The sequence below is a fragment of the Halomonas sp. DP3Y7-2 genome, assembly GCF_019800795.1.
Lineage (GTDB): Bacteria > Pseudomonadota > Gammaproteobacteria > Pseudomonadales > Halomonadaceae > Halomonas > Halomonas litopenaei_A.
On the sequence record NZ_JAHVKJ010000010.1, the window covers coordinates 129,438 to 148,529 of the forward strand.

General features: G+C 61.9%; 18 protein-coding genes. 14 read left to right on the forward strand and 4 right to left on the reverse strand.

The genetic code is table 11. The features are described 5' to 3' along the window. Positions 1-293: 293 nt before the first annotated feature. From pyk to KUV45_RS12975, 6 genes are all read left to right on the forward strand, one after another. Positions 294-1,769, forward strand: coding sequence for a pyruvate kinase (pyk, locus tag KUV45_RS12950; RefSeq protein ID WP_206939830.1), 1,476 nt, complete (start codon positions 294-296; stop codon positions 1,767-1,769). A 179-nt stretch (positions 1,770-1,948) separates the two neighbouring features. Further along, positions 1,949-2,671, forward strand: coding sequence for a GntR family transcriptional regulator (locus tag KUV45_RS12955; RefSeq protein WP_206939828.1), 723 nt, complete (start codon positions 1,949-1,951; stop codon positions 2,669-2,671). A 40-nt stretch (positions 2,672-2,711) separates the two neighbouring features. Then, a complete protein-coding gene (gene modA, locus KUV45_RS12960; RefSeq protein WP_206939827.1) occupies positions 2,712-3,518 on the forward strand; it encodes a molybdate ABC transporter substrate-binding protein in 807 nt (268 codons plus the stop codon). Positions 3,519-3,524: 6 nt separating this feature from the next. Further along, positions 3,525-4,196 carry a molybdate ABC transporter permease subunit gene (gene modB / locus KUV45_RS12965; protein WP_222161725.1) on the forward strand — a complete coding sequence of 224 codons (672 nt, stop codon included), beginning with the start codon at positions 3,525-3,527 and terminating at the stop codon, positions 4,194-4,196. Beyond that, positions 4,193-5,350: an ABC transporter ATP-binding protein gene (locus KUV45_RS12970; protein WP_222161726.1), complete on the forward strand. Its 1,158-nt coding sequence runs from the start codon at positions 4,193-4,195 to the stop codon at positions 5,348-5,350. The genes modB and KUV45_RS12970 overlap by 4 nt, the downstream gene beginning before the upstream one ends. A gap of 12 nt (positions 5,351-5,362) precedes the next feature. Next, positions 5,363-5,875 carry a DUF192 domain-containing protein gene (locus KUV45_RS12975; RefSeq protein WP_222161727.1) on the forward strand — a complete coding sequence of 171 codons (513 nt, stop codon included), beginning with the start codon at positions 5,363-5,365 and terminating at the stop codon, positions 5,873-5,875. On the opposite strand, the gene KUV45_RS12980 is transcribed toward KUV45_RS12975, so the two are convergent. Together KUV45_RS12980 and KUV45_RS12985 are read right to left on the reverse strand one after the other, a co-directional pair. After that, positions 5,872-6,750, reverse strand: coding sequence for a DMT family transporter (locus KUV45_RS12980; RefSeq protein WP_222161728.1), 879 nt, complete (start codon positions 6,748-6,750; stop codon positions 5,872-5,874). The two genes, KUV45_RS12975 and KUV45_RS12980, sit on opposite strands and share 4 nt — an antisense overlap. A gap of 87 nt (positions 6,751-6,837) precedes the next feature. After that, positions 6,838-7,596, reverse strand: a complete 759-nt coding sequence (locus KUV45_RS12985; RefSeq protein ID WP_222161729.1) for an outer membrane protein OmpK — start codon at positions 7,594-7,596, stop codon at positions 6,838-6,840. A 360-nt stretch (positions 7,597-7,956) separates the two neighbouring features. Between KUV45_RS12985 and KUV45_RS12990 the strand changes: the two genes are divergently transcribed. From KUV45_RS12990 to KUV45_RS13000, 3 genes are all read left to right on the forward strand, one after another. Beyond that, positions 7,957-8,988 carry a DctP family TRAP transporter solute-binding subunit gene (locus KUV45_RS12990; RefSeq protein WP_374107036.1) on the forward strand — a complete coding sequence of 344 codons (1,032 nt, stop codon included), beginning with the start codon at positions 7,957-7,959 and terminating at the stop codon, positions 8,986-8,988. Between the two features lie 112 nt (positions 8,989-9,100). Beyond that, complete coding sequence (locus tag KUV45_RS12995; protein ID WP_206939811.1) at positions 9,101-9,577, forward strand: TRAP transporter small permease; 477 nt, start codon at positions 9,101-9,103, stop codon at positions 9,575-9,577. Continuing rightward, positions 9,567-10,862: a TRAP transporter large permease gene (locus tag KUV45_RS13000; RefSeq protein ID WP_222161730.1), complete on the forward strand. Its 1,296-nt coding sequence runs from the start codon at positions 9,567-9,569 to the stop codon at positions 10,860-10,862. Before KUV45_RS12995 ends, KUV45_RS13000 begins: the two co-directional genes overlap by 11 nt. A gap of 67 nt (positions 10,863-10,929) precedes the next feature. Here the strand turns inward: KUV45_RS13000 and KUV45_RS13005 are convergent, their stop codons facing one another. Together KUV45_RS13005 and KUV45_RS13010 are read right to left on the reverse strand one after the other, a co-directional pair. Further along, positions 10,930-11,457: a macro domain-containing protein gene (locus tag KUV45_RS13005; protein WP_206939809.1), complete on the reverse strand. Its 528-nt coding sequence runs from the start codon at positions 11,455-11,457 to the stop codon at positions 10,930-10,932. Positions 11,458-11,553: 96 nt separating this feature from the next. After that, positions 11,554-12,393: a carbon-nitrogen hydrolase family protein gene (locus tag KUV45_RS13010; RefSeq protein WP_222161731.1), complete on the reverse strand. Its 840-nt coding sequence runs from the start codon at positions 12,391-12,393 to the stop codon at positions 11,554-11,556. 388 nt (positions 12,394-12,781) lie between these two features. Here KUV45_RS13010 and KUV45_RS13015 point away from each other — a divergent pair, with 388 nt between their 5' ends. From KUV45_RS13015 to KUV45_RS13035, 5 genes are all read left to right on the forward strand, one after another. Continuing rightward, the gene (locus KUV45_RS13015; RefSeq protein WP_206939807.1) at positions 12,782-13,765 is read left to right on the forward strand and encodes a TAXI family TRAP transporter solute-binding subunit; all 984 of its coding nucleotides are present in this window, start codon (positions 12,782-12,784) and stop codon (positions 13,763-13,765) included. 201 nt (positions 13,766-13,966) lie between these two features. Further along, positions 13,967-16,561: a TRAP transporter permease gene (locus KUV45_RS13020; RefSeq protein ID WP_206939806.1), complete on the forward strand. Its 2,595-nt coding sequence runs from the start codon at positions 13,967-13,969 to the stop codon at positions 16,559-16,561. 11 nt (positions 16,562-16,572) lie between these two features. After that, the gene (locus tag KUV45_RS13025; protein WP_206939805.1) at positions 16,573-17,001 is read left to right on the forward strand and encodes a universal stress protein; all 429 of its coding nucleotides are present in this window, start codon (positions 16,573-16,575) and stop codon (positions 16,999-17,001) included. Between the two features lie 348 nt (positions 17,002-17,349). Then, a complete protein-coding gene (locus KUV45_RS13030) occupies positions 17,350-18,168 on the forward strand; it encodes a DUF2189 domain-containing protein (protein WP_222161732.1) in 819 nt (272 codons plus the stop codon). 219 nt (positions 18,169-18,387) lie between these two features. Then, the gene (locus tag KUV45_RS13035) at positions 18,388-18,903 is read left to right on the forward strand and encodes a molybdopterin-dependent oxidoreductase (protein WP_222161733.1); all 516 of its coding nucleotides are present in this window, start codon (positions 18,388-18,390) and stop codon (positions 18,901-18,903) included. Positions 18,904-19,092: the final 189 nt, after the last annotated feature.

Sequence of the window (19,092 nt, forward strand, 5' to 3'; positions counted from 1 at the left end):
GCACATGGATGGTTTGCCGTTGGTCGGTGGTTTATCTGTAGTTAAATTACAGGATGGTGCCTTTGCCAGAGGGGGTAGCCCAGACGCTGAGCCGTTGCACTACCCTTTCGATCTAGCCGTCGTCAGTATTTGTTGATTTTCAACAAAGGGTTGGCGAGATGGGGTGGCCTGTCAGCGGCGGTAGTCGCTTTGACATATTCCTTGTAGTAAAATTACAGAACTCGGTCGCGCGTCACGTTCTGTGATGATCCGCCCGACCTGCTTGCGTCATTTTCGAACCCGTCGAGGACAGCATGAGCCAATTCCCGCATACCCCCGTACGTCGTACCAAGATCGTTGCCACCCTCGGGCCCGCCAGTGATCGTGAGGGGGTCCTGGAAGAGATGCTGCGAGCGGGTGTCGACGTGGTTCGCCTCAACTTTTCCCATGGCAGCGCCGACGATCACCGCCGTCGACTGACGGAAGTCAGAGCGATTGCCGACAAGCTTGGGCGCAGTGTCGCGGCACTGGGCGATCTGCAGGGGCCCAAGATTCGCATCGCCCGTTTCGCCGATGGTGCCGTCACCCTGGAAGAGGGTGCGAGCTTCGTGATCGATGTGGCGCTGGATGCTCAGTCCGGCGACGCTGCCCGGGTTGGCTGCGATTACAAGGAGCTGGCTGAGGACGTTGCTTCGGGTGATCGCCTGCTACTGGACGATGGCCGCGTCGTGCTGGATGTTCAGCGTGTCGAGGGTAGCCAGATCCACACCCAGGTTGTCGTGGGCGGCAAGTTGTCCAACAACAAGGGAATCAACAAGCAGGGCGGCGGGCTGTCGGCGCCGGCGCTTACCGACAAGGACAAGCAGGACCTCAAGACCGCCATCGATATCGGCGTGGATTACCTGGCCGTGTCGTTCCCACGGACCGCAGAGGACATGCTCGAGGCGCGTCGCCTGTTGGGTGACGCCGGCGCCGAGATCGGGCTGGTCGCCAAGCTTGAGCGTGCCGAGGCGGTGGCGAATGACGAGACCCTGGACGGCATTATCGAGGCCAGCGAGGCGGTCATGGTGGCCCGTGGTGACCTTGGGGTGGAAATCGGTGACGAAAAGCTGATCGGCACCCAGAAGCGCATCATCAAGCATGCGCGTAGCCATAACCGCGCCGTGATCACTGCGACACAGATGATGGAGTCGATGATCGAGTCGCCGTTGCCGACGCGCGCAGAGGTCTTCGACGTGGCCAACGCGGTGCTGGATGCCACCGATGCGGTCATGCTCTCCGCCGAAACGGCGGCAGGGGACTATCCGGTCGAGACGATCGAGGCCATGCACCGTGTCTGTCTTGGTGCTGAACGTGAGCGCATCGCTCAGGAATCCGGCCACCGCATCCATGAAGGCTTCGAGCGGATCGATGAAACCATCGCCCTGTCTGCCATGTATGCGGCCAACCACTTGTCCGGAGTGGCGGCGATTGCCTGCATGACGTCCACCGGCTACACGCCGTTGATCGCCTCGCGCATTCGTTCAGGTCTGCCCATCGTCGGTCTGGCGCACAACCCGATCGCCCAGCGTCGTATGGCGCTGTATCGCGGCGTCATTTCACTGCCCTTCGATACCAGTGACATGACCGCAGCGGAGCTCAATGATCGAGCCCTCGAGCGGCTGGTCAAGCATGGCGTGGCGGCTCCTGGCGACCACGTCATCCTGACCCGCGGCGACCACATGAATGCTCATGGTGGCACCAACACCCTCAAGATTCTCGACGTCAACGAGGGGCATGTCAGCAGCTGATGGCCGCTTGCTAGGTAATACTCGAGATCATTGTCGAGTCAGCATGGCGCCCGGTCCGTATGGACCGGGCGCTGTCGTCTGATCTGCCTCTTCCGGTGTATACATGACATGCCTCTTCTGTGGTGCAATAGGGGAAAACATGAGAAGGTCAAGCTTTCCGCGATAATGGGTAGGCAGCAATGAGCAACGCCTGGCAGCAAGAGGTGATGGCCGAGATCAAGTCCGGTGGACGGATCAGTGATGGCGATATCGTGCGCCAGGTGCGCCGAGCGGTGTTGACCCAACGGCTGCCTCCGGGGACCCGCCTGCCTGAGGTGACATTGGGCGACGTATTTGGTGTCAGTCGTTCGGTGGTGCGCAAGGCGTTGACGCGGTTGGCCTCAGAACACGTGGTAGATCAGCGCCCCAACCAAGTGGCCCGAGTCAGAGCGCCGGATGTGGATGAAACGCGGCAGACCTTTGCGGCGCGCCGATTGGTCGAGGGTGAGGTGGCTGCGCTGACCGCCGGCACACTGGAGGCTCCGGCGCTGGTCCAGCTTGAGGACCGTATCGACCGGGAGCGGGAGGCGTTTCTTGCCAGTGACGAACCGACGCGGATCGAACATTCCTTGGCGATTCATCACCTGCTGGCGGAGCATTCTCCCAATCGGGTGCTGGGGGCGATGCTGACAGATCTGATCCTACGGACATCGATCGTCATTGCCCTGTACAAGCGGCAGGGCGTCGGCAGCTGCTACCTGGAGGGCGATCACACGCGGCTGCTGAGCCATCTGCGTGAGGGCGATGGCGAGGCCTGCCGCCGCGATGTCGAGCTCCACCTGGATAGCCTTCAGTCGTTGCTGGATCTCGGCCCGAGAGACAGCCGCATCGATCTCAGGTCGATACTTGCCGGGGATGCCTGAGTCATCGCTTGACCCTACTGCCACGTGAGTCTTCTGCACCATGCGCGCTATCCTGACCGCCTTGTCCTTGCTGCTCTGCGCCTTCGCCCCTCCTGCGCTGGCGGAGCGGGTCAATGTCGCTGCGGCGTCATCTCTGCAATTCGTCATGCCGCGACTGGTGGAGAGGTTTGCCGAGAGGGCGGATGCCGATCCCGCAGAGCCTGTGCAGGTCGTGGTGACCTACGGCGCCTCCGGGAATCTCAAGCGCCAGATCGAGCAGGGGGCTCCCTTCTCACTATTTCTGTCGGCTGACGAACGCCGGGCGCTGGAGCTGGAGCAGTCTGGGTTCGCCGAGCAGCCAGGCCAGGTGTATGCCCATGGGCGTCTGGTCTGGCTGCAGCGCGCCGATCACCCGCTGCCGTCTGAACAGGCGCCGTTGGCGGGGGTGCGCCAGGCCATCGAGGCGCGCGAACGCGGTGACGCTGTACGGCGTATTGCGATGGCCAATCCGCGCCATGCTCCCTACGGCATGGCTGCACAGCAGGTACTCACTCGCGAGGGGTTGTGGGACGCCAGCGAGCCGCTGCGACTGATGGGAGAAAACGTCGCCCAGGCCGCCCAGTTCGCGCTCTCGGCGGAGGCTCAAGGAGGCTTCGCCGCCTACTCTCTGGTCAAGGCGCCGGCACTGGCCAAGCGTGCCAGTTGGCGCTTGATACCCGCCTCCTGGCACGCTCCCATCGTGCAGCGCATGGTGCTGCTCAAGGAAGCGGGGCCGGGTGCTACCGCGTTCTATCAGTTCCTGCAAAGTGCTGAGGCCATCTCCGTGCTTGAAGCCGAGGGGTTCGGCTCACCGGCTGATGGCAGGTGATGGCCCATGGATGCACCGGCGCTGATCGTTTCCCTCAAGTTGGCCGTGCTGACCAGTGCGGGGCTGTTGCTTCCAGCGCTCTGGCTGGGGCGGCGCCTGGCGCAGAGCCGCACTCGCTGGAAAGTACTGCCAGAGTCACTGGTCGCGTTGCCGCTGGTCATGCCTCCCACCGTGATGGGGTTCTATCTCATGCTGGCCTTCAGTGCTGATGCTCCCCTGGGCGGCGTTTGGCAGAGATTGGCCGGGACCAGCTTGAACTTCTCCTTCAGCGGTATTCTGCTAGCCTCGCTGATCGTCAATATTCCGTTTGCCGTGCAGCCCATCCAGCGCGCCTTCGAAGCGTTACCGGATCATCTGAGAGAGGCCGCCTGGTGCAGCGGTCTATCGCCATGGCGTACCTTCCTGTCTATCGAGCTGCCGCTGGTGATGCCGGGGGTGGTGTCGGCCCTGGCGCTGACCTTTGCACATACTCTCGGTGAATTCGGGGTCATCCTGATGGTGGGAGGGGCGATCGACGGGGAAACGCGTACCTTGGCTATTTCTATCTACGACCATGTGCAGGCCTTCGATGAGTCCGCCGCAGGCTGGATGTCCGCGTTGCTGTTGGCGATCTCGTTCATTACCATCGCAGTGGTCTATGGGCTGTCTGCGCGTCATCGCTGGCAGGCTGAGCGATGACGTTGGCTGAGCGTCCGGCGGGCCAGCAAGGGGAAGGGCTGGTGGTCAAGCTGTCCCAGCCCGGACCGATTCCGCTGGATGCCGAATTCCACTGCCGGCCGGGCGAGCTACTGGCCCTGGTAGGTCCCTCGGGCAGCGGCAAATCGACCCTGCTCAGAGCCATCGCCGGACTCTACGCTCCCGCCCGTGGCCGGGTCAGCTGCGGGCAGGAGACCTGGTACGCCGCGGATCAAGGCCATGACTGGTCGCCCCAGCAACGGCGAGTGGGGATGGTGTTTCAGGACTATGCCCTGTTTCCTCACCTTGATGCAGCGGACAACATTGCCACCGCCATGGGGCACCTGCCACGCAGCGAGCGCCGACGTCGAGCCGCTGACTGGCTGGAAAGGGTCAATCTCGAGGGGTTGGAGCGGCGTTTGCCGCGGCAGCTGTCCGGCGGCCAACGCCAGCGTGTGGCGCTGGCCAGGGCCTTGGCTCGGGAGCCCAAGGTGCTGCTGCTCGATGAGCCGTTTTCGGCGGTCGATCAGGTCACTCGTCGGCGCTTGCAGCGCGAGCTGGTGCAACTGCGCGAGCGGCTCAGCATTCCTATCGTGCTGGTCACCCATGATCTCAATGAAGCCAGCGCGCTGGCGGATCGCCTGTGTGTCCTCCACGCGGGACGCTCCTTGCAGCAGGGGGCGCCTGAAGCACTGTTTCGGCGGCCAGCCAGCCCAGCCGTAGCCAGGCTGCTCGATCGCCCCAATGTGTTTTCGGGGCGCGTGGTGGCGACCTCCCAAGGGCTCAGGCTCAGCTGGGGTGAGTGGTGTCTTGAAGTGGCTCAGGGGCTGGACGCCTATCCGGTGGGCAGTCACCTGACCTGGTATCTGCCGGCATCTGATATTGTGCTGCAACGAAGTGATCGTCCCTCCCGCGGCATTCGCGAAAACCTGGTGACAGCCCGGGTCGACGAGCTGCTGGTGTTGGGAGGGCAGAGCTCGGTCACCCTCAGGGTCCCTCATGAACCGCAGCCATTGCGCTTCGACATCGCGACCCATGCGGCGCGCCGCAATGGTCTGGTGAAGGGCGGCTGGGTCAGGGTGTCGCTGCTTGCCGCTGGTATCCATGTCATGCAAGCAGATATGCTGCCATCCTCACGCGATGACGATAGCCCTTGATTGGAGGCCTGCATGACTCTTTCCCGCCGTCGTTTCCTGGCGTCGCTGGCGTTGACGCCGGTGGCCCTGTCCTCCACTGGGTTGCTGTCACAGGCTCTTGCCAATGCGCCAGGTCTGGAGACGGTGACCCTGGTGATCCATGGGGCCCAGGGCCCGACCCGATTCACGGTAGAAGTGGCTGACGACGCAAAGGAGCGCAATCAGGGCTTGATGGGCAGGGAGCAGCTGGCAGACGATGCCGGCATGCTGTTCCTCTACCAGAGCCCCCAGGGCGTGCACAACGGCTTCTGGATGTATCAAACCTTGCTGCCGTTGGATATTGCCTTCATTGGTGCCGATGGCCGAATTCAGGAAGTGCGTCGCATGGCCCCCTGCGAGGGAAGCGCCTCTGGTTGCCCGACCACGCGTCCCGCCGAGCGATATCATGCGGCGCTGGAAGTTCGGGCCGGCACCTTTGACGCCTTGGGCGTTGGCCCCGGCGACTGCGTCAGCTGGCCGGGGAGTGAGGGAACCTGCCAGGGCTAGGTGGTTGACGTGCGGCTGTCCGCCCGGCGGCGCGGTGTGAAGCGGATGACGATCAGGGCGACCCCGGCCACGACCATACCGCCGCCGCCTAGCTTGAAGGGGTCGACGCTATCGTCCAGCAGCAGGATGCCCAGCACCACCGCCAGCACCGGTACCAGCAAGGTCAGTGGTACCACGCGGTTGACGGCGTGACGTCTGACCAGCCCAAACCAGATGCCGTATGCCAGGATGGATGACATCAACGCGGTGTAGAGCACCGCGCCCCATCCCTTGACCCCGGCGTCCAGCATCGCCTGCAGGTGATGGTCCTCGAACCACCAGGAGGCCAAGGCCAGCTGGGGAGTGGCAAACAGGGCAATCCAGCCAGCCATCGCCATGGGCGACACCGAAGGTCCCAGCTTGATCAGCAGCTGCGAGACGGCCCAGCCCAGTGCGCTGAGCAACAGCAACGCTGTTGGCAGCGGCGCGGGCAGGCTGGGGCCGCCCGCCAATACCGCAATCCCGCCGAAGGACAGCAGCAGGCCCACCAGACGTTTGATGCCCAGGCGTTCTTTCAGGAAGATCACGGCCAGTAGCGTGGCGAAGGGCGTGCCCATCTGTACCAGCAGGGCGCCGGTACCGGCTTCCGCTTGGGACAGGCCAATGATCAGCAGGGCAAAGTTCATTACCCCGAAGGTGACGGACAGTAGCAGCAGGAAGGGCAATTGGTGTCGTGACACCGGATGAAAGGGCACCAGCAGGGCGGCGACCAGTGCCAGTCTCAGGGTGGTCAGCAGCAGAGGAGGCATGTCGGTGACTCCAAGCTTGATGACGATGATGTTCAACGCCCAAATGACGATGACGCAGAGCCCGAGAAGAAGGTCACGTAGAGGCACTGGAAATCCTTGTTGGCAAAGCCAGCAGGATAGCAGAGCCCCCCGTCCGGCCGAAGGGGGCGATGACGGGGGAAGCCCAGCAGATGCCTAGAAGGTCCAGCGTACCAGTGCCTGCGGCAGGGATTCGTCGGTGTCCTTCAGGCCGAACTTGTTGTGCCAGTATTGGTATTCGAGACCCAGGCCGACATGCTCGGTGGCGTGCCAGATCAGCTGAGGCTGTGCCAGCACCTGGGACTCCAGATCACCTTCCTCGGAGGTGATGTCCATGAACCCTTCGAAGCTGAAGTTCTCGTGCCACAGCTGAAATGGTCGGTTCCAGGCCAGCGTCAGCTGCTCCGAACTGCCGTCGGCCTTGTCGCTGTCATCGTCGCGATACATGGCCTGTACCTTGAAGAAGCGAAAGCCCGGCACGTCGAGATCCACGCCAAGCCCCACCATATGAGTGGTCTTGCGGGTGGCGGAGTTGCGGTCCAGGTCGATCTGGCCGTTCAGGTAAACGTTGCTCACGGGGCCGAAGGACAGATCCTGTCCGAGCACCTTGCCGATGTTTCCCCTCACGTTGAATTCCGCATGGGTGCTGCCGTAGTCCTGTTCTTCCTCGGTGCCCCGGTCGTAGTTGGTGAAGTCGGCGAAGAAGAAGCTGTCGGCATAGGTCCAGCCGCTCGCATTGGCGATCGTCAGGATACCGTGGCGGCGGTTGTCGATACCGAAGCCGGCATCGGCCTGGTCCTCATAGTCCCAGCCATAGAGGGCTTCGACCTTGGTCGTGCTATAGAGAGCGGCCTGGGCCGGAAGGCTCAGCGCGGTTGCCGTCAAGGCGGCAAGGCAATAGGGCAGCTGTCGCATGAGAGTCCTCGTTGTCATTGTGGTTGTCGTCATGCATCTAATGGAAAATATTTCCGTAAACACCTAGATCAGCTTTTCCGATGGCCAGCGACAGGTCAATGAGTTTGTATACATTTTTGGCAGGAAGATGTGTGCATGTTCGAGGTGGGTGAAGGAGGTGGCTGCCTCTCCGTTTCCGCTCATGCCGGTGCGAGACCGAAGGCTTTCCTCTTGTGGTGGATTATGGTTTGCAGGCATATTGAACAGCGGTCAGGACCCATGTTGTTCGCCTATCTCCATAATCGACTCCCAGTCGGCCGAGCTGTCGCTTCTCCGCGCTTGCCGCGTGCCGCCAAGGGAGCATCAACGCAAGGACACGTCATGTCTTCTCTGTTTGGCCTTCGAGCGCCCGCTCGTTGTTCCCTCACCTTGGTTGGCGCCGCTCTGGTGCTTGGTAGTCTGGGTGTCTCGGCGGATGCCGAGGCGCGTGAGCTCAAGGTCTCCACGGTGCTATCCGATGCCTTCCCCTGGGGCCAGGCGGCGCAGAAATGGGCCGACCTGGTGGAGGAACGATCCGATGGCGAGCTGACGCTGCGGGTCTTCCCCAACTCCCAGCTGGTCAGCGGTGACCAGACCCGTGAGTTTTCCGCCATGCGCTCCGGCCTGATCGATCTGGCCGTTGGCTCGACCATCAACTGGTCGCCCCAGGTGCCTGAGCTCAACCTGTTCTCGTTGCCGTTTCTGATGCCGGATGAGCAAGCGGTCGATGCCGTGACCACCGGAGAGGCTGGCGAGCTGGTGTTCCAGGCGATCGAGTCCCGTGGTGTGGTGCCCCTGGCATGGGGGGAGAATGGCTTTCGTCAGCTGTCCAACTCTCGCGGTGTCATCGACGAACCGGGTGATCTCGAAGGCTTGAAGATCCGCGTGGTCGGATCGCCGCTGTTCCAGGACACCTTCACTGCCCTGGGCGCCAACCCGACGCAGATGAGCTGGGCGGACGCCAAGCCTGCCCTGACCACGGGGGCGGTAGACGGTCAGGAGAACCCGCTGTCGGTGTTTGATGTGGCGCGTATCGACCAGGTGGGCCAAGAGCATGTGACGCTGTGGAATTACATGAATGATCCGCTGATCTTTGCTGCCAACCAGCAAGTCTGGGGCACCCTGTCGGATGACGAAAAAGCGCTGCTGAGGGATACCGCGGTGGAGGCTGGAGCCTGGGAAGTGGCGATGACCCGGGAGCAGGAGAGCGAGCGTCTGGCGGCCATTCAGGAGCGTGGTGTCACCGTCACCGACCTGACCGACGACCAGCATCAGGCCTTCGTTACCGCGACGGAAAGCGTCTACGACAAGTGGGTGCCGAGGATTGGGGAGGACCTGGTGGACGCTGCCCGCAGCGCCATCGAGTCTCGCTGAAGCCTCCTCCGCTGTCCCTTGTCGCGCCGCTGGTGTGACAGGTGGACTGCCATGCCGGCCTATCCTGCGGGAGGGCCGGCGTTGTCCTCACCCCGACCGACGTACCGTTCCAATGAAACGTCCTGATGCTCGACTCGAGCGTATCCTCGCTACCCTGGCGATCCTGATCATTGGCGTGATTAGCCTGGTCAACGTGGTAGTGCGCTACATCACGGGAGGCTCCTTTGCGTTTACCGAGGAGTTTTCTGTCTTCTTGCTGGTGATCCTGACCTTTGCCGGCGCATCCGTGGCGTTGCGACGCCATCGCCATATTCGTATCGGGCTGCTGGAGCGCAAGCTGCCAGCAGCAGGTCAACGCGTGCTGATCCTGTTCCAGGGATGCTGCGGGGTGGTCGTGCTAGGCATGATCACCTGGTTCAGCGGAGTGATGACCTGGCAGGAGTACCAGTGGCAGTCCCTGTCTCCTGGGCTTGGTTTACCGCAGTGGTGGTACCTGATATGGCTGCCGCTATTGTCTGCCCTGATGCTGCTGCGCCAGGTTCAAGCCTGCGTCGAGCGCCTGCGAGGGGAGAGCCGCGATGACACCTGATCTTTGGATGCTGGCGGCCTTTCTGCTGCTGCTGGTGGCCGGGGTGCCGGTGGCGTTCTCGCTCGGCCTGTCTGGCGCCGTAGGCATTATCACGGGGCTATCACCGGCGATGCTGGCGACCCTGGGCACCAATACCTACAACAGCGTGGCAAAGTATCCGCTGATTGCGATTCCGCTGTTTATCCTGACCGGCCTCATCTTCGAGCGCGCCGGTGTCGCGGCTCGGCTGGTGCGCTTCGCGCAGGCCCTGGTGGGTCCACGACACGGTGGGCTGGCGGTGGTTGCGGTGGTGGTGTGCATGATCATGGGAGGCATGAGCGGCTCCGGTCCGGCGGATGCTGCCGCTGTGGCCATGGTGATGCTGCCCAGCATGACCCGAGCAGGCTATCCACGACCGTTTTCGGCGACCTTGATTGCGTCATCCGCCTCCACCGCCATTCTGATTCCGCCTTCGGTGGCCTTGATTCTCTACTCCATTGTGGTGCCTGGGGTGGATCTTCGAGCGCTGTTTGCGGCGGGGCTGTTTCCTGGCGTGCTGGCTGGCGCCTCGTTGCTGATACCGGCGCTGTGGCTGTCACGCCACTATGGCTGGGAAGACCCCTGCGACGTCGAGCGCCCGCCGATCGGCAAGAGCTTTCGGGAGGCGCTGCCCGCGCTGTTCGCGCCGGTCATCATTCTAGGAGGGCTGCGCAGTGGGTTGTTTACCCCCACCGAGGCTGCGGTGGTCGCCGTCGCCTATGGTGTCATTGTTGGCCTGGTGGTGACCCGCGAGCTGTCCCTGAAGGACCTCTGGGGGCTGATGGGTGAGGCTGCCATCGTGTCCGGCGTGGTCATGCTGATCATCGCGCTGGCGGGTATCTTCGCCTGGTCAGGCACCATGCTGGGAACCTTCCGCCACCTTGCCGAATGGGTCATCGGTCTGTCTGACAACGGTGCCTTGCTGCTGGTACTGATCATGCTTGCTGTGCTGGCGGCGGGCATGTTGCTGGATGCCATTTCGATCTATCTGATCATGATGCCGATCCTGATTCCGGTGATGCAGCACTTTGGCTGGAACCCTGTCTGGTTCGGCATTCTGCTGGCCATGAATATTGCCATCGGCCAGTTCACGCCACCCGTGGCGGTCAATTTGATGGTGACCACTGAGGTCGCCAAGGTACGACTCGAACAGACCGTCGGCTGGGCGCTGATCTTTGTCGCGGCCATGGCATCGGCATTGGCGTTGGTGGCGATTTTCCCAGAGATCGCCCTGTGGTTGCCCAGGATCCTGGGGTACAACGTCTAGCACAACGTCTAGCGCAGGGGGGCGGCAGCCAGCAGCGCCCGAGGACGTTACCGGCTGTCGTTGCCGCTCAAGGGTGATCGGTCAGAGTCTCGAGCCAACGCTGGTGGAGGTCGCGGGTGGTGTCGTCGAACAGCACGAAGCGCACCAGGTCGATGCTGTCGTAGCGGGCCAGTTCGCTGAGCACGGTAGTGATGGCAATCTCTGCGGCTTCCTCGACCGGATAGCCAAAGATGCCGGTGGACAGGGCGGGAAACGCCAGGCGGCGGATACCCTGCTCACTGGCCAGCGCAAGCGCCTGTCGATAGCAGCTGGCCAGCAGTTCGGCACTCGGTTCGTCGTGGCCGTAGACGGGGCCCAGGCAATGGATGACCCAGGGCGCAGGCAGGTTGAAGCCGGGAGTTATCACAGCCTGGCCCGGGGCGATGGGGGCCAAGGGCCTGCCTGCCTTGGCCAGCTCCGGTCCCGCCGCTCGGTGCAGCGCTCCTGCGACGCCGCCGCCGCTCTCCAGTTGGGCATTGGCGGCGTTCACGACTGCGTCGACGTCTGACTGCTGTGAAATATCGCCGGTCACGCATTCCATCAACGGGTGAGACATGGGGCCTCCTTGGCGTGGCTAGGGGGTGAGAGAGGGGGAGAAAGGGTGGCGAAGGGATTGAGAAAGGCCTCACGCAAGAGTGGCGGCTAGGGCCTTCTAGGGCAAGGGGTGGACGGGCAGGCGGTCGATATCGTCGCGGCGGTCGCGGGCCAGCGGTAGGCGCGCACGTGCCTCCATCAGCTGTTGGCGATCCAGCTCCCAGCAGACGATGCCTTCCTGGTGGCTCAATGGTTGGGCTGGGATATCGGCCGTCAACAGGGGCGGACACAGGGTGGAGTGCCCCCAGTCGTCCCCCGCACGATTGAGGCTCAGCCAGTAGCATTGATGCTCCATGGCACGGGTCGTGATGAAGCTATGCCAGCTGGCGAAGGAAAAGTCGCGAGTAAAGGCCACTGGATGGAGCATCAGGTCCACCCCCTGCTGGCGGTAACGGGCCGCCAGCTCGCCGAAGCGCAGGTCATAGCAGATCATGACGCCGACCCTCCATCCCGCTACATCGAACGTGACCAGGCGGTCTCCTGGGACAAAATGGCCCGCCTCGGCACTCGCGCCGAATTGCGCGCAATGTAACTTGTCATAGACAGCGCTGATCTCGCCGTCTGGTCCGACCACAACCTGGCTGATGTGTCGTCTCAAGCCTGCGGGAGTATCAGCAGCGCGGCGGGAGAGACCAAAGGCGATGAAGCAGCCGAGCTCGGAGGCCAGGTCTCGATGCAGCTGCACCACCGGCCCCTTGAGATCGTCGTCCAGTTGGTCGAGGTGATCAAAGGCGGCATCGCTGTATTCCTGAGACGACAGTTCCGGCAGCACGATGAGATCCGGTTGATGGTGACGGGCCGCCTGGCGCAGGTCTTGCGCGAGCCGTGTCAGGTAGCCGAGCTGTTCGTTGCGGGTCCGGGTGGTGGGGATTGCGGTCTGACAGGCCAGTAGTCGCATCGGATTCTCGTGTCAGGAAATGTCCAAGAGTACCTGCCGTGCAGGCGTGACGACAGTCATGGGTGTGGCACCTTTGTCCGCAGCGACTATGCTCACGATGAGTGCTGGTGTCTGCAAGGACGCTGATGCAAGGTGGCAGGGCAGCCGCGGCGGCTTTGCTGGATGGGCCTGTCACAGGCTGATGGTCGGGTAAGGAGGAAAGGTCGTCGTAAAATTAACGCCCACTAAACGTTAGCGGTAGCTAAACTCTCGTTTTACAATGGATATGCCTGGACCCTTCAGGTGAATTTCCCGCTAAAGTAGTGACGATTGGACGCTTTGCCGGCCCAGGAGGGGCAGGGTAGAGTTCCATGCTGTCAACGTCGACAATACCAAAAGAGGTGTGACCATGAAGCGCCATGCTTTCTCCGCCGCTGCTCTGTCCAGCGCCATTCTGGGAACTGCCATGTTCGCGTCCCCGGCCATGGCCCAGGATCAGGAACAGTTCATCACCATCGGCACCGGTGGTCAGACCGGCGTGTATTACGTCGTTGGGCAGTCCGTCTGCCGCTTCGTCAATCGCAATAGCGACGAGACGAACATTCGCTGTAACGCGCCCTCTACTGGGGGTTCTGTGGCCAACGTCAATGGCATTCGCAGCGGCGAGTTGACCATGGGTGTGGCGCAGTCTGATGTGCAGTATCAGGCCTACAACGGCACTGGCAACTTCGAAGGTGACGCCTACGAAGATCTGCGCGCCGTCTTCAAGGTGCATGGTGAGCCGCTGACGATCCTGGCCCGTGCTGATTCCGGCATCGAGAGCCTGGATGACCTGGCTGGCAAGCGCGTCAACATCGGTAATCCGGGTTCCGGTCAGCGCAACACCATGGAAGTGGTGATGGACGCCAAGGGCTGGACCGAAGACACCTTCTCCCTGGCTTCCCAGCTGGACGCGGCCGAAATGGCCTCTGCCCTGGCGGACAACAACATCGATGCCATGGCCTATGTGGTCGGCCACCCCAATGGCTCCATCCAGGAAGCCACCACCACGGTCGACGCGCGCCTGGTGCCCCTTAACGATGACGCCATCAAGGGACTGGTCGAGGAATATCCCTACTATTCCATGTCCACCATCCCGGGCGGCCTGTACAAGGGCAACGACGAGGACGTCGAAACCTTCGGTGTCGCGGCCACCTTCGTGACCAGCGCTGAAGCCGACGACGAACTGGTCTACCAGACCGTCAAGGCAGTGTTCGACAACTTCGACCGCTTCAAGCGCCTGCACCCGGCCTTCGAAACGCTGGATCCGAAGGACATGGTCTCCAATGGCCTGTCTGCCCCGCTGCACGAAGGTGCCGCTCGCTACTATCGTGAGCAGGGCTGGATCGAGTAACGGATTACCGTTACACGGATATCCGATGCATTTCTGCGCGGTCAGCCAGTGGGCGGCCGCGCAGTGCGTTGTGGACCGGCGACGAGATGAGCCAGTCACTGTCTCGTCAGCATCTGCAACGCGCCCGTTCATTCGGGCCTCAGGGGATGGTGGCCGCGGCCAACCATCATCACGATTCCTCTCCCAAGGCAGGGCACGCTTATGACTGAGGACAACAAAAGATCCACGGCGGCAGAAGTGGATCTTGAGGACATGGTCGCCTCCAGCGACTCAGGCTCGCGCAATCCGGCGGGTGGACCAGGCAAACTGCTGGTGGGGGTTGCCGCAGCGTGGTCGCTGTTTCAGCTATGGATAGCCTCGCCGCTGCCGTTCATGGCGGGCATTGGCGTCTTCAATGCCACCGAAGCGCGCTCCATACACCTGGCCTTTGCGCTGTTCCTGGCATTCATGGCGTATCCCGCCACCAAGCGCTCGCCGCGCGATCGTATTCCTTTGCAGGATTGGGTGCTGGGCATTCTTGCCGCCTGTGCCGGCGCGTACATGTTTGTGTTCTACGAGCAGCTTGCCCAGCGTCCTGGTGCACCGATTCTGCAGGACGTCATCGTCGGTGTGGCCGGTCTGGTGCTGTTGCTGGAGGCGACTCGGCGCGCGCTCGGGCCGCCACTCATGATCATTGCCTCGATCTTTATCATTTATTCACTGGCAGGCCCGTGGATGCCCGGCATTCTGGCGCATCGCGGTGTCAGTCTGTATGGCTTGGTCAATCATCAGTGGCTGACCACCCAAGGCGTGTTTGGTATCGCCCTGGGGGTGTCGACCAGCTTCGTCTTCCTGTTTGTGCTCTTTGGCGCCTTGCTGGACAAGGCTGGCGCGGGTAACTATTTCATCAAGGTCGCCTTTTCTCTGCTGGGCCACTACAAGGGCGGGCCGGCCAAGGCTGCCGTGGTGGCTTCGGGCATGACGGGGCTGATTTCCGGCTCTTCCATTGCCAACACGGTGACTACCGGCACGTTCACCATTCCGATGATGAAGCGTGTGGGCTTTTCCTCCGAGAAGGCGGGCGCGGTGGAGGTCTCCTCCTCGGTCAACGGCCAGATCATGCCGCCGGTCATGGGGGCGGCAGCCTTTCTGATGGTGGAATACGTCGGTATTTCCTACGTGGAGGTGATCAAGCACGCCTTCCTGCCTGCGCTGATTTCCTATATTGCCTTGATCTACATCGTTCACCTCGAGGCGCTCAAGGCCAATATGCAGGGCCTGGAAAGCTCCAATCCGCCGAAGCCTCTGGTGCGCAAGGTGATCGGGTTCCTCGGTGGTCTGCTGCTGATGATGGTGGTGGCGCTGGGCGTCTACTACGGCCTTGGCTGGCTGAAGCCGGTACTGGGCGATGCCACTCCCTGGGTCGTTGCGGTGGCGCTGGCCGTGGTCTATGTGGCCCTGCTCAAGCTCGCAGCGGGATATCCTGAGCTGGAGCTGGATGACCCCAACGAGCCTATCTACACCTTGCCGCAGACGCGCCCGACGGTCATGGTGGGTCTGCAGTATCTGCTGCCGGTCATCGTCCTGATCTGGTGCTTGATGGTGGAGCGTCTTTCGCCTGGGCTGTCGGCTTTCTGGGCCACGGTCTTCATGGTCTTCATCATGCTGACCCAGCGTCCGATCATGCACGCCTTCCGTGGCCGCGGCGATTTTGCCAAGGACCTGCGTGAAGGCGGCATGGACCTGTGGAACGGCCTGGTCACCGGCGCCCGTAACATGATCGGTATCGGTATTGCCACGGCGACGGCCGGCATCATTGTCGGTGCCGTGTCTCAGACCGGGGTGGGGCTGGTGCTCGCGGACGTGGTGGAAATCCTGTCCATGGGCAACCTGATGCTGATCCTGTTCTTCACTGCCGTGCTCAGCTTGATTCTGGGGATGGGGCTGCCGACGACCGCCAACTACATCGTGGTGTCGGCGCTGCTGGCACCGGTGATCGTACAGCTAGGGGAACAGAACGGGTTGCTGGTGCCGTTGATCGCCGTGCACCTGTTTGTGTTCTATTTCGGCATCATGGCGGACGTCACTCCGCCGGTGGGGCTGGCTTCCTTCGCTGCCGCGGCGGTCTCGGGAGGCGACCCCATTCGTACCGGGTTCCAGGCGTTCTACTACAGCCTGAGAACGGCCGCACTGCCGTTCTTGTTCATCTTCAACACGGATCTCCTGTTGATTGATGTAGCGCCCTTGCAGGGGGTATTGGTGTTCGTGGTGGCGACGATCGCCATGTTGATCTTTGCCGCGGCCACCCAAGGCTACATGCTGACAAGAAACCGCTGGTACGAGAGCATCCTGCTGCTGCTGGTGGCATTCAGCCTGTTCCGCCCGGGCTTCTGGATGGACATGATCCATGACCCGTACCGCAGTATTGCTCCGTCTGAATTTGTCGAGACTTACGGCAAGGTGGACGAAGACAGTACCCTGCGTATCCAGGTCAAGGGCGAAGATGCCTTCGGTGATCCTCTGACCACCTACATGACTCTGCCCGTTGTCGAGGGTGAGAGCGGAGAAGAGCGGCTGCTCAACCTCGGCCTTGAGCTATACATCGACGATGGGCGTGCCATGGTCGACATGGTGACCTACGGCAGTCAGGCATCGGATCTCGGCTTCGACTTCGATCAGGAGATCGTCGATATTCAGGCGCCGGTGGATCGCTGGCCGAAGGAGTTGATCTGGTTCCCGGCGCTGCTGCTGTTCGCCTTTGTGGTATTGGCGCAGCGCCGTCGTCGCTCGCATGATTCCACCGAGGCTACGGTCTGAGGAGGCCTGACATGTATCAGAAACTGTTGTTGCCGGTCGATCTCAACGAGCCCTCCTCCTGGGAGCGTGCCTTGCCGGTGGCGCTGTCCTTGTGTCGGAACTTTGAGGCCAGCCTGCACCTAGTGACGGTCCTGCCGGACTATCGCATGCCGCTGGTGGGCTCCTATTTCCCAAAGGATTTTGCCAAGAAGGCCCGGGAAGCGTTGCAGAAGGCTCAGAAGGAGTTCATCGACCAGCACGTGCCTGATGACGTCCAGTCTCAGGCCATCATCGTCGATGGGTCCCCATGGGAGGCCATCATCAAGGTCGGCAAGAAGATCGATGCCGACCTGATCGTGATGGCGTCGCATACCAAGCGCAAGTTCTCTGACTACGTGATAGGCCCCAATGCGGAGCATGTGGTGCACCACAGCAAGTGTTCGGTGATGATCGTTCGCTGAGACGCTGGCAGGTCCAGGTGATAGACCGCTATCCGCAGCCCCCTCCTTGTGAGGGGGCTTTTTATTGCACATCTGCCTTGATGTGGCCTCCGCGGTACGGCCTCGAAGACGAGCGAGTGAGTGCCATCGCAGGCACGTGGCTTTTTCGTAAGCTTGCGTAGGTTCAAGGCGAAGCCCCAGCCCATCAACTACAGTCAAGTGAGAGTCGACCGGCGCCTAGGAGCGCGAAACACCCCTTTGTCAGGCGCTAAGACTCCCATGACGGTTGTGCAACAACCGATGGAATCACTGGTGGCATAACGGGCCGATAGTACAAGCCCTTAGCCGTTGGTAGAGGGGGTGAAGATGATGAGTGCAGCAGCTTCACGGCGGGACAAGCTGGCAAGCGGCGCCAGGGTCAAGATCTCCATCAAGAATGTCGGTATGGGACGGCCAAGAGCATGGCTGGCTTCCGGCTTCGAGGACTTCAGGGCGGCAACGGCCGTCAGCCTGGCTTACGGCATGTTCTGGGTAGGGCTCAGTATCGCCGTCACGGCGGGCGCGTTGACCATGGGCCTGTGGCACTGGCTGTTGCCACTGGTGGCCGGGTTCATGTTTATCGGCCCGCTGGTGGCGGTGGGGTCCTACGGGATCAGTCGCGCCCTGGAAGAGGGCCGATCACCGACGCTGGGGGATGCATTTGGCGCCTGGCGCGGTCATGGCGGCCAGCTGGCGATGATGGGCGTGATGATGATGATCTTCTTTCTCGCCTGGATTCGCCTGGCCACCTTGCTGTTCGCGCTGTTCTTCGGTCTGCAGTCTCCTGATCCGGCAACCGTCTATGCCTCCTTGCTGACCACTCCCGAAGGGTTCGGCATGCTGGCCGTGGGGTTGGCGGTGGGTTGTGTACTGGCTTTTGGCGCCTTCTCGATCAGTGTGGTTGCGATTCCGACGCTGATGGATCAGGACCTGACGTTTATGGAAGGGATCGAGGCCAGCATCCGCTCGGTGGCCAGAAATTTCCGCCCGATGCTGCTGTGGGCGGCTATCCTGACCGGCTGTGTGTTGATCGGGATGGCGACCTTCTATATCGGGCTGGCCTTGATCTTGCCGGTGCTGGGGCACGCCAGCTGGCACGCCTACGAGGATCTCGTGGTGTGCGAGATGGTGGACGAGTCCGACGCCTGAGCCTGACGACAGGCGTCGGCGTAGGGCTCATCGACCGGATCTGGCGCCTGGGACTGGTGCCTGGGTCTAGCGTCTGAGAGTGATTCGCAGCGGCGAAGGGGCTTCTTTCCTGTTCAGGGCCCAGTTTTCTTGAATCAGCAAAGGCGGGGGCCGCTTGCTGGACTGACCTTTTGTACGCGATGACGTACTCTACACCTGCGTAACGTGTCAGGAGAGGTCATGCGGGTGCCAGGGTGTTTTCGCCAAGTGGTCGTGCTGTTGGGAATGTTGCTGGTAGCGGGAGTGGGGCACGCCCACTCCTTGCCTGCTCCAGAGGGGCCAGTACTGCTGAAGATGTCAGGCGACATCGATAATGCCAATGTGGGAAATCAGCTGTGGCTGGATCGTCAGATGCTCGAGCAACTCGAAGGGCGGGAGCTTACGACCGATACCCCCTGGCACCGTCAGGCGAGTCGTTTCAAGGGCCCGCTTCTGCGCAGTGTCCTCGAATTGGCGGGCGTCAGGGCTGGGCACATCCGGGTGCATGCCTTGAACGGGTTTGTGGCGGATATTCCGGTGTCCGATGCCCAGCGCTACGACGTGATACTGGCGATGTCCCAGGACGATAACGTCATGTCGGTGCGAAATTTTGGCCCGCTGTTTGTGCTCTATCCCTTCGATGACCACCCTGAGCTGCACAACGAAACCATCCAATTTCGCTCGGTGTGGCAAGTGGATGCGATCGAGGTGCCTTAAGGCCTATGCGCCGTGGTGACAAGCCTCGGGCGGGTACGTCGAACGCCATGTAATGAGGAATCGGTGGTGCAAAGTGTGGTGGGAGGTGGTTTGCAGACCTGCAAGGAGGCAGTGCCGCGCGTGCACGTCGTTGAGGTAGCCGCAGTCAGAGCAGCAGCCAGCAGAGGCATCGTCGGCTCGTGTCGTCAT

Bases quoted from the DNA above. Each gene is read 5' to 3' on its own strand.
- pyk (WP_206939830.1), top strand. From the start codon at position 294: ATGAGCCAATTCCCGCATACCCCCGTACGTCGTACCAAGATCGTTGCC.
- KUV45_RS12955 (WP_206939828.1), top strand. From the start codon at position 1,949: ATGAGCAACGCCTGGCAGCAAGAGGTGATGGCCGAGATCAAGTCCGGT.
- modA (WP_206939827.1), top strand. From the start codon at position 2,712: ATGCGCGCTATCCTGACCGCCTTGTCCTTGCTGCTCTGCGCCTTCGCC.
- modB (WP_222161725.1), top strand. From the start codon at position 3,525: ATGGATGCACCGGCGCTGATCGTTTCCCTCAAGTTGGCCGTGCTGACC.
- KUV45_RS12970 (WP_222161726.1), top strand. From the start codon at position 4,193: ATGACGTTGGCTGAGCGTCCGGCGGGCCAGCAAGGGGAAGGGCTGGTG.
- KUV45_RS12975 (WP_222161727.1), top strand. From the start codon at position 5,363: ATGACTCTTTCCCGCCGTCGTTTCCTGGCGTCGCTGGCGTTGACGCCG.
- KUV45_RS12985 (WP_222161729.1), bottom strand. From the start codon at position 7,596: ATGCGACAGCTGCCCTATTGCCTTGCCGCCTTGACGGCAACCGCGCTG.
- KUV45_RS12990 (WP_374107036.1), top strand. From the start codon at position 7,957: ATGTCTTCTCTGTTTGGCCTTCGAGCGCCCGCTCGTTGTTCCCTCACC.
- KUV45_RS12995 (WP_206939811.1), top strand. From the start codon at position 9,101: ATGAAACGTCCTGATGCTCGACTCGAGCGTATCCTCGCTACCCTGGCG.
- KUV45_RS13000 (WP_222161730.1), top strand. From the start codon at position 9,567: ATGACACCTGATCTTTGGATGCTGGCGGCCTTTCTGCTGCTGCTGGTG.
- KUV45_RS13005 (WP_206939809.1), bottom strand. From the start codon at position 11,457: ATGTCTCACCCGTTGATGGAATGCGTGACCGGCGATATTTCACAGCAG.
- KUV45_RS13010 (WP_222161731.1), bottom strand. From the start codon at position 12,393: ATGCGACTACTGGCCTGTCAGACCGCAATCCCCACCACCCGGACCCGC.
- KUV45_RS13015 (WP_206939807.1), top strand. From the start codon at position 12,782: ATGAAGCGCCATGCTTTCTCCGCCGCTGCTCTGTCCAGCGCCATTCTG.
- KUV45_RS13020 (WP_206939806.1), top strand. From the start codon at position 13,967: ATGACTGAGGACAACAAAAGATCCACGGCGGCAGAAGTGGATCTTGAG.
- KUV45_RS13025 (WP_206939805.1), top strand. From the start codon at position 16,573: ATGTATCAGAAACTGTTGTTGCCGGTCGATCTCAACGAGCCCTCCTCC.
- KUV45_RS13030 (WP_222161732.1), top strand. From the start codon at position 17,350: ATGAGTGCAGCAGCTTCACGGCGGGACAAGCTGGCAAGCGGCGCCAGG.
- KUV45_RS13035 (WP_222161733.1), top strand. From the start codon at position 18,388: ATGCGGGTGCCAGGGTGTTTTCGCCAAGTGGTCGTGCTGTTGGGAATG.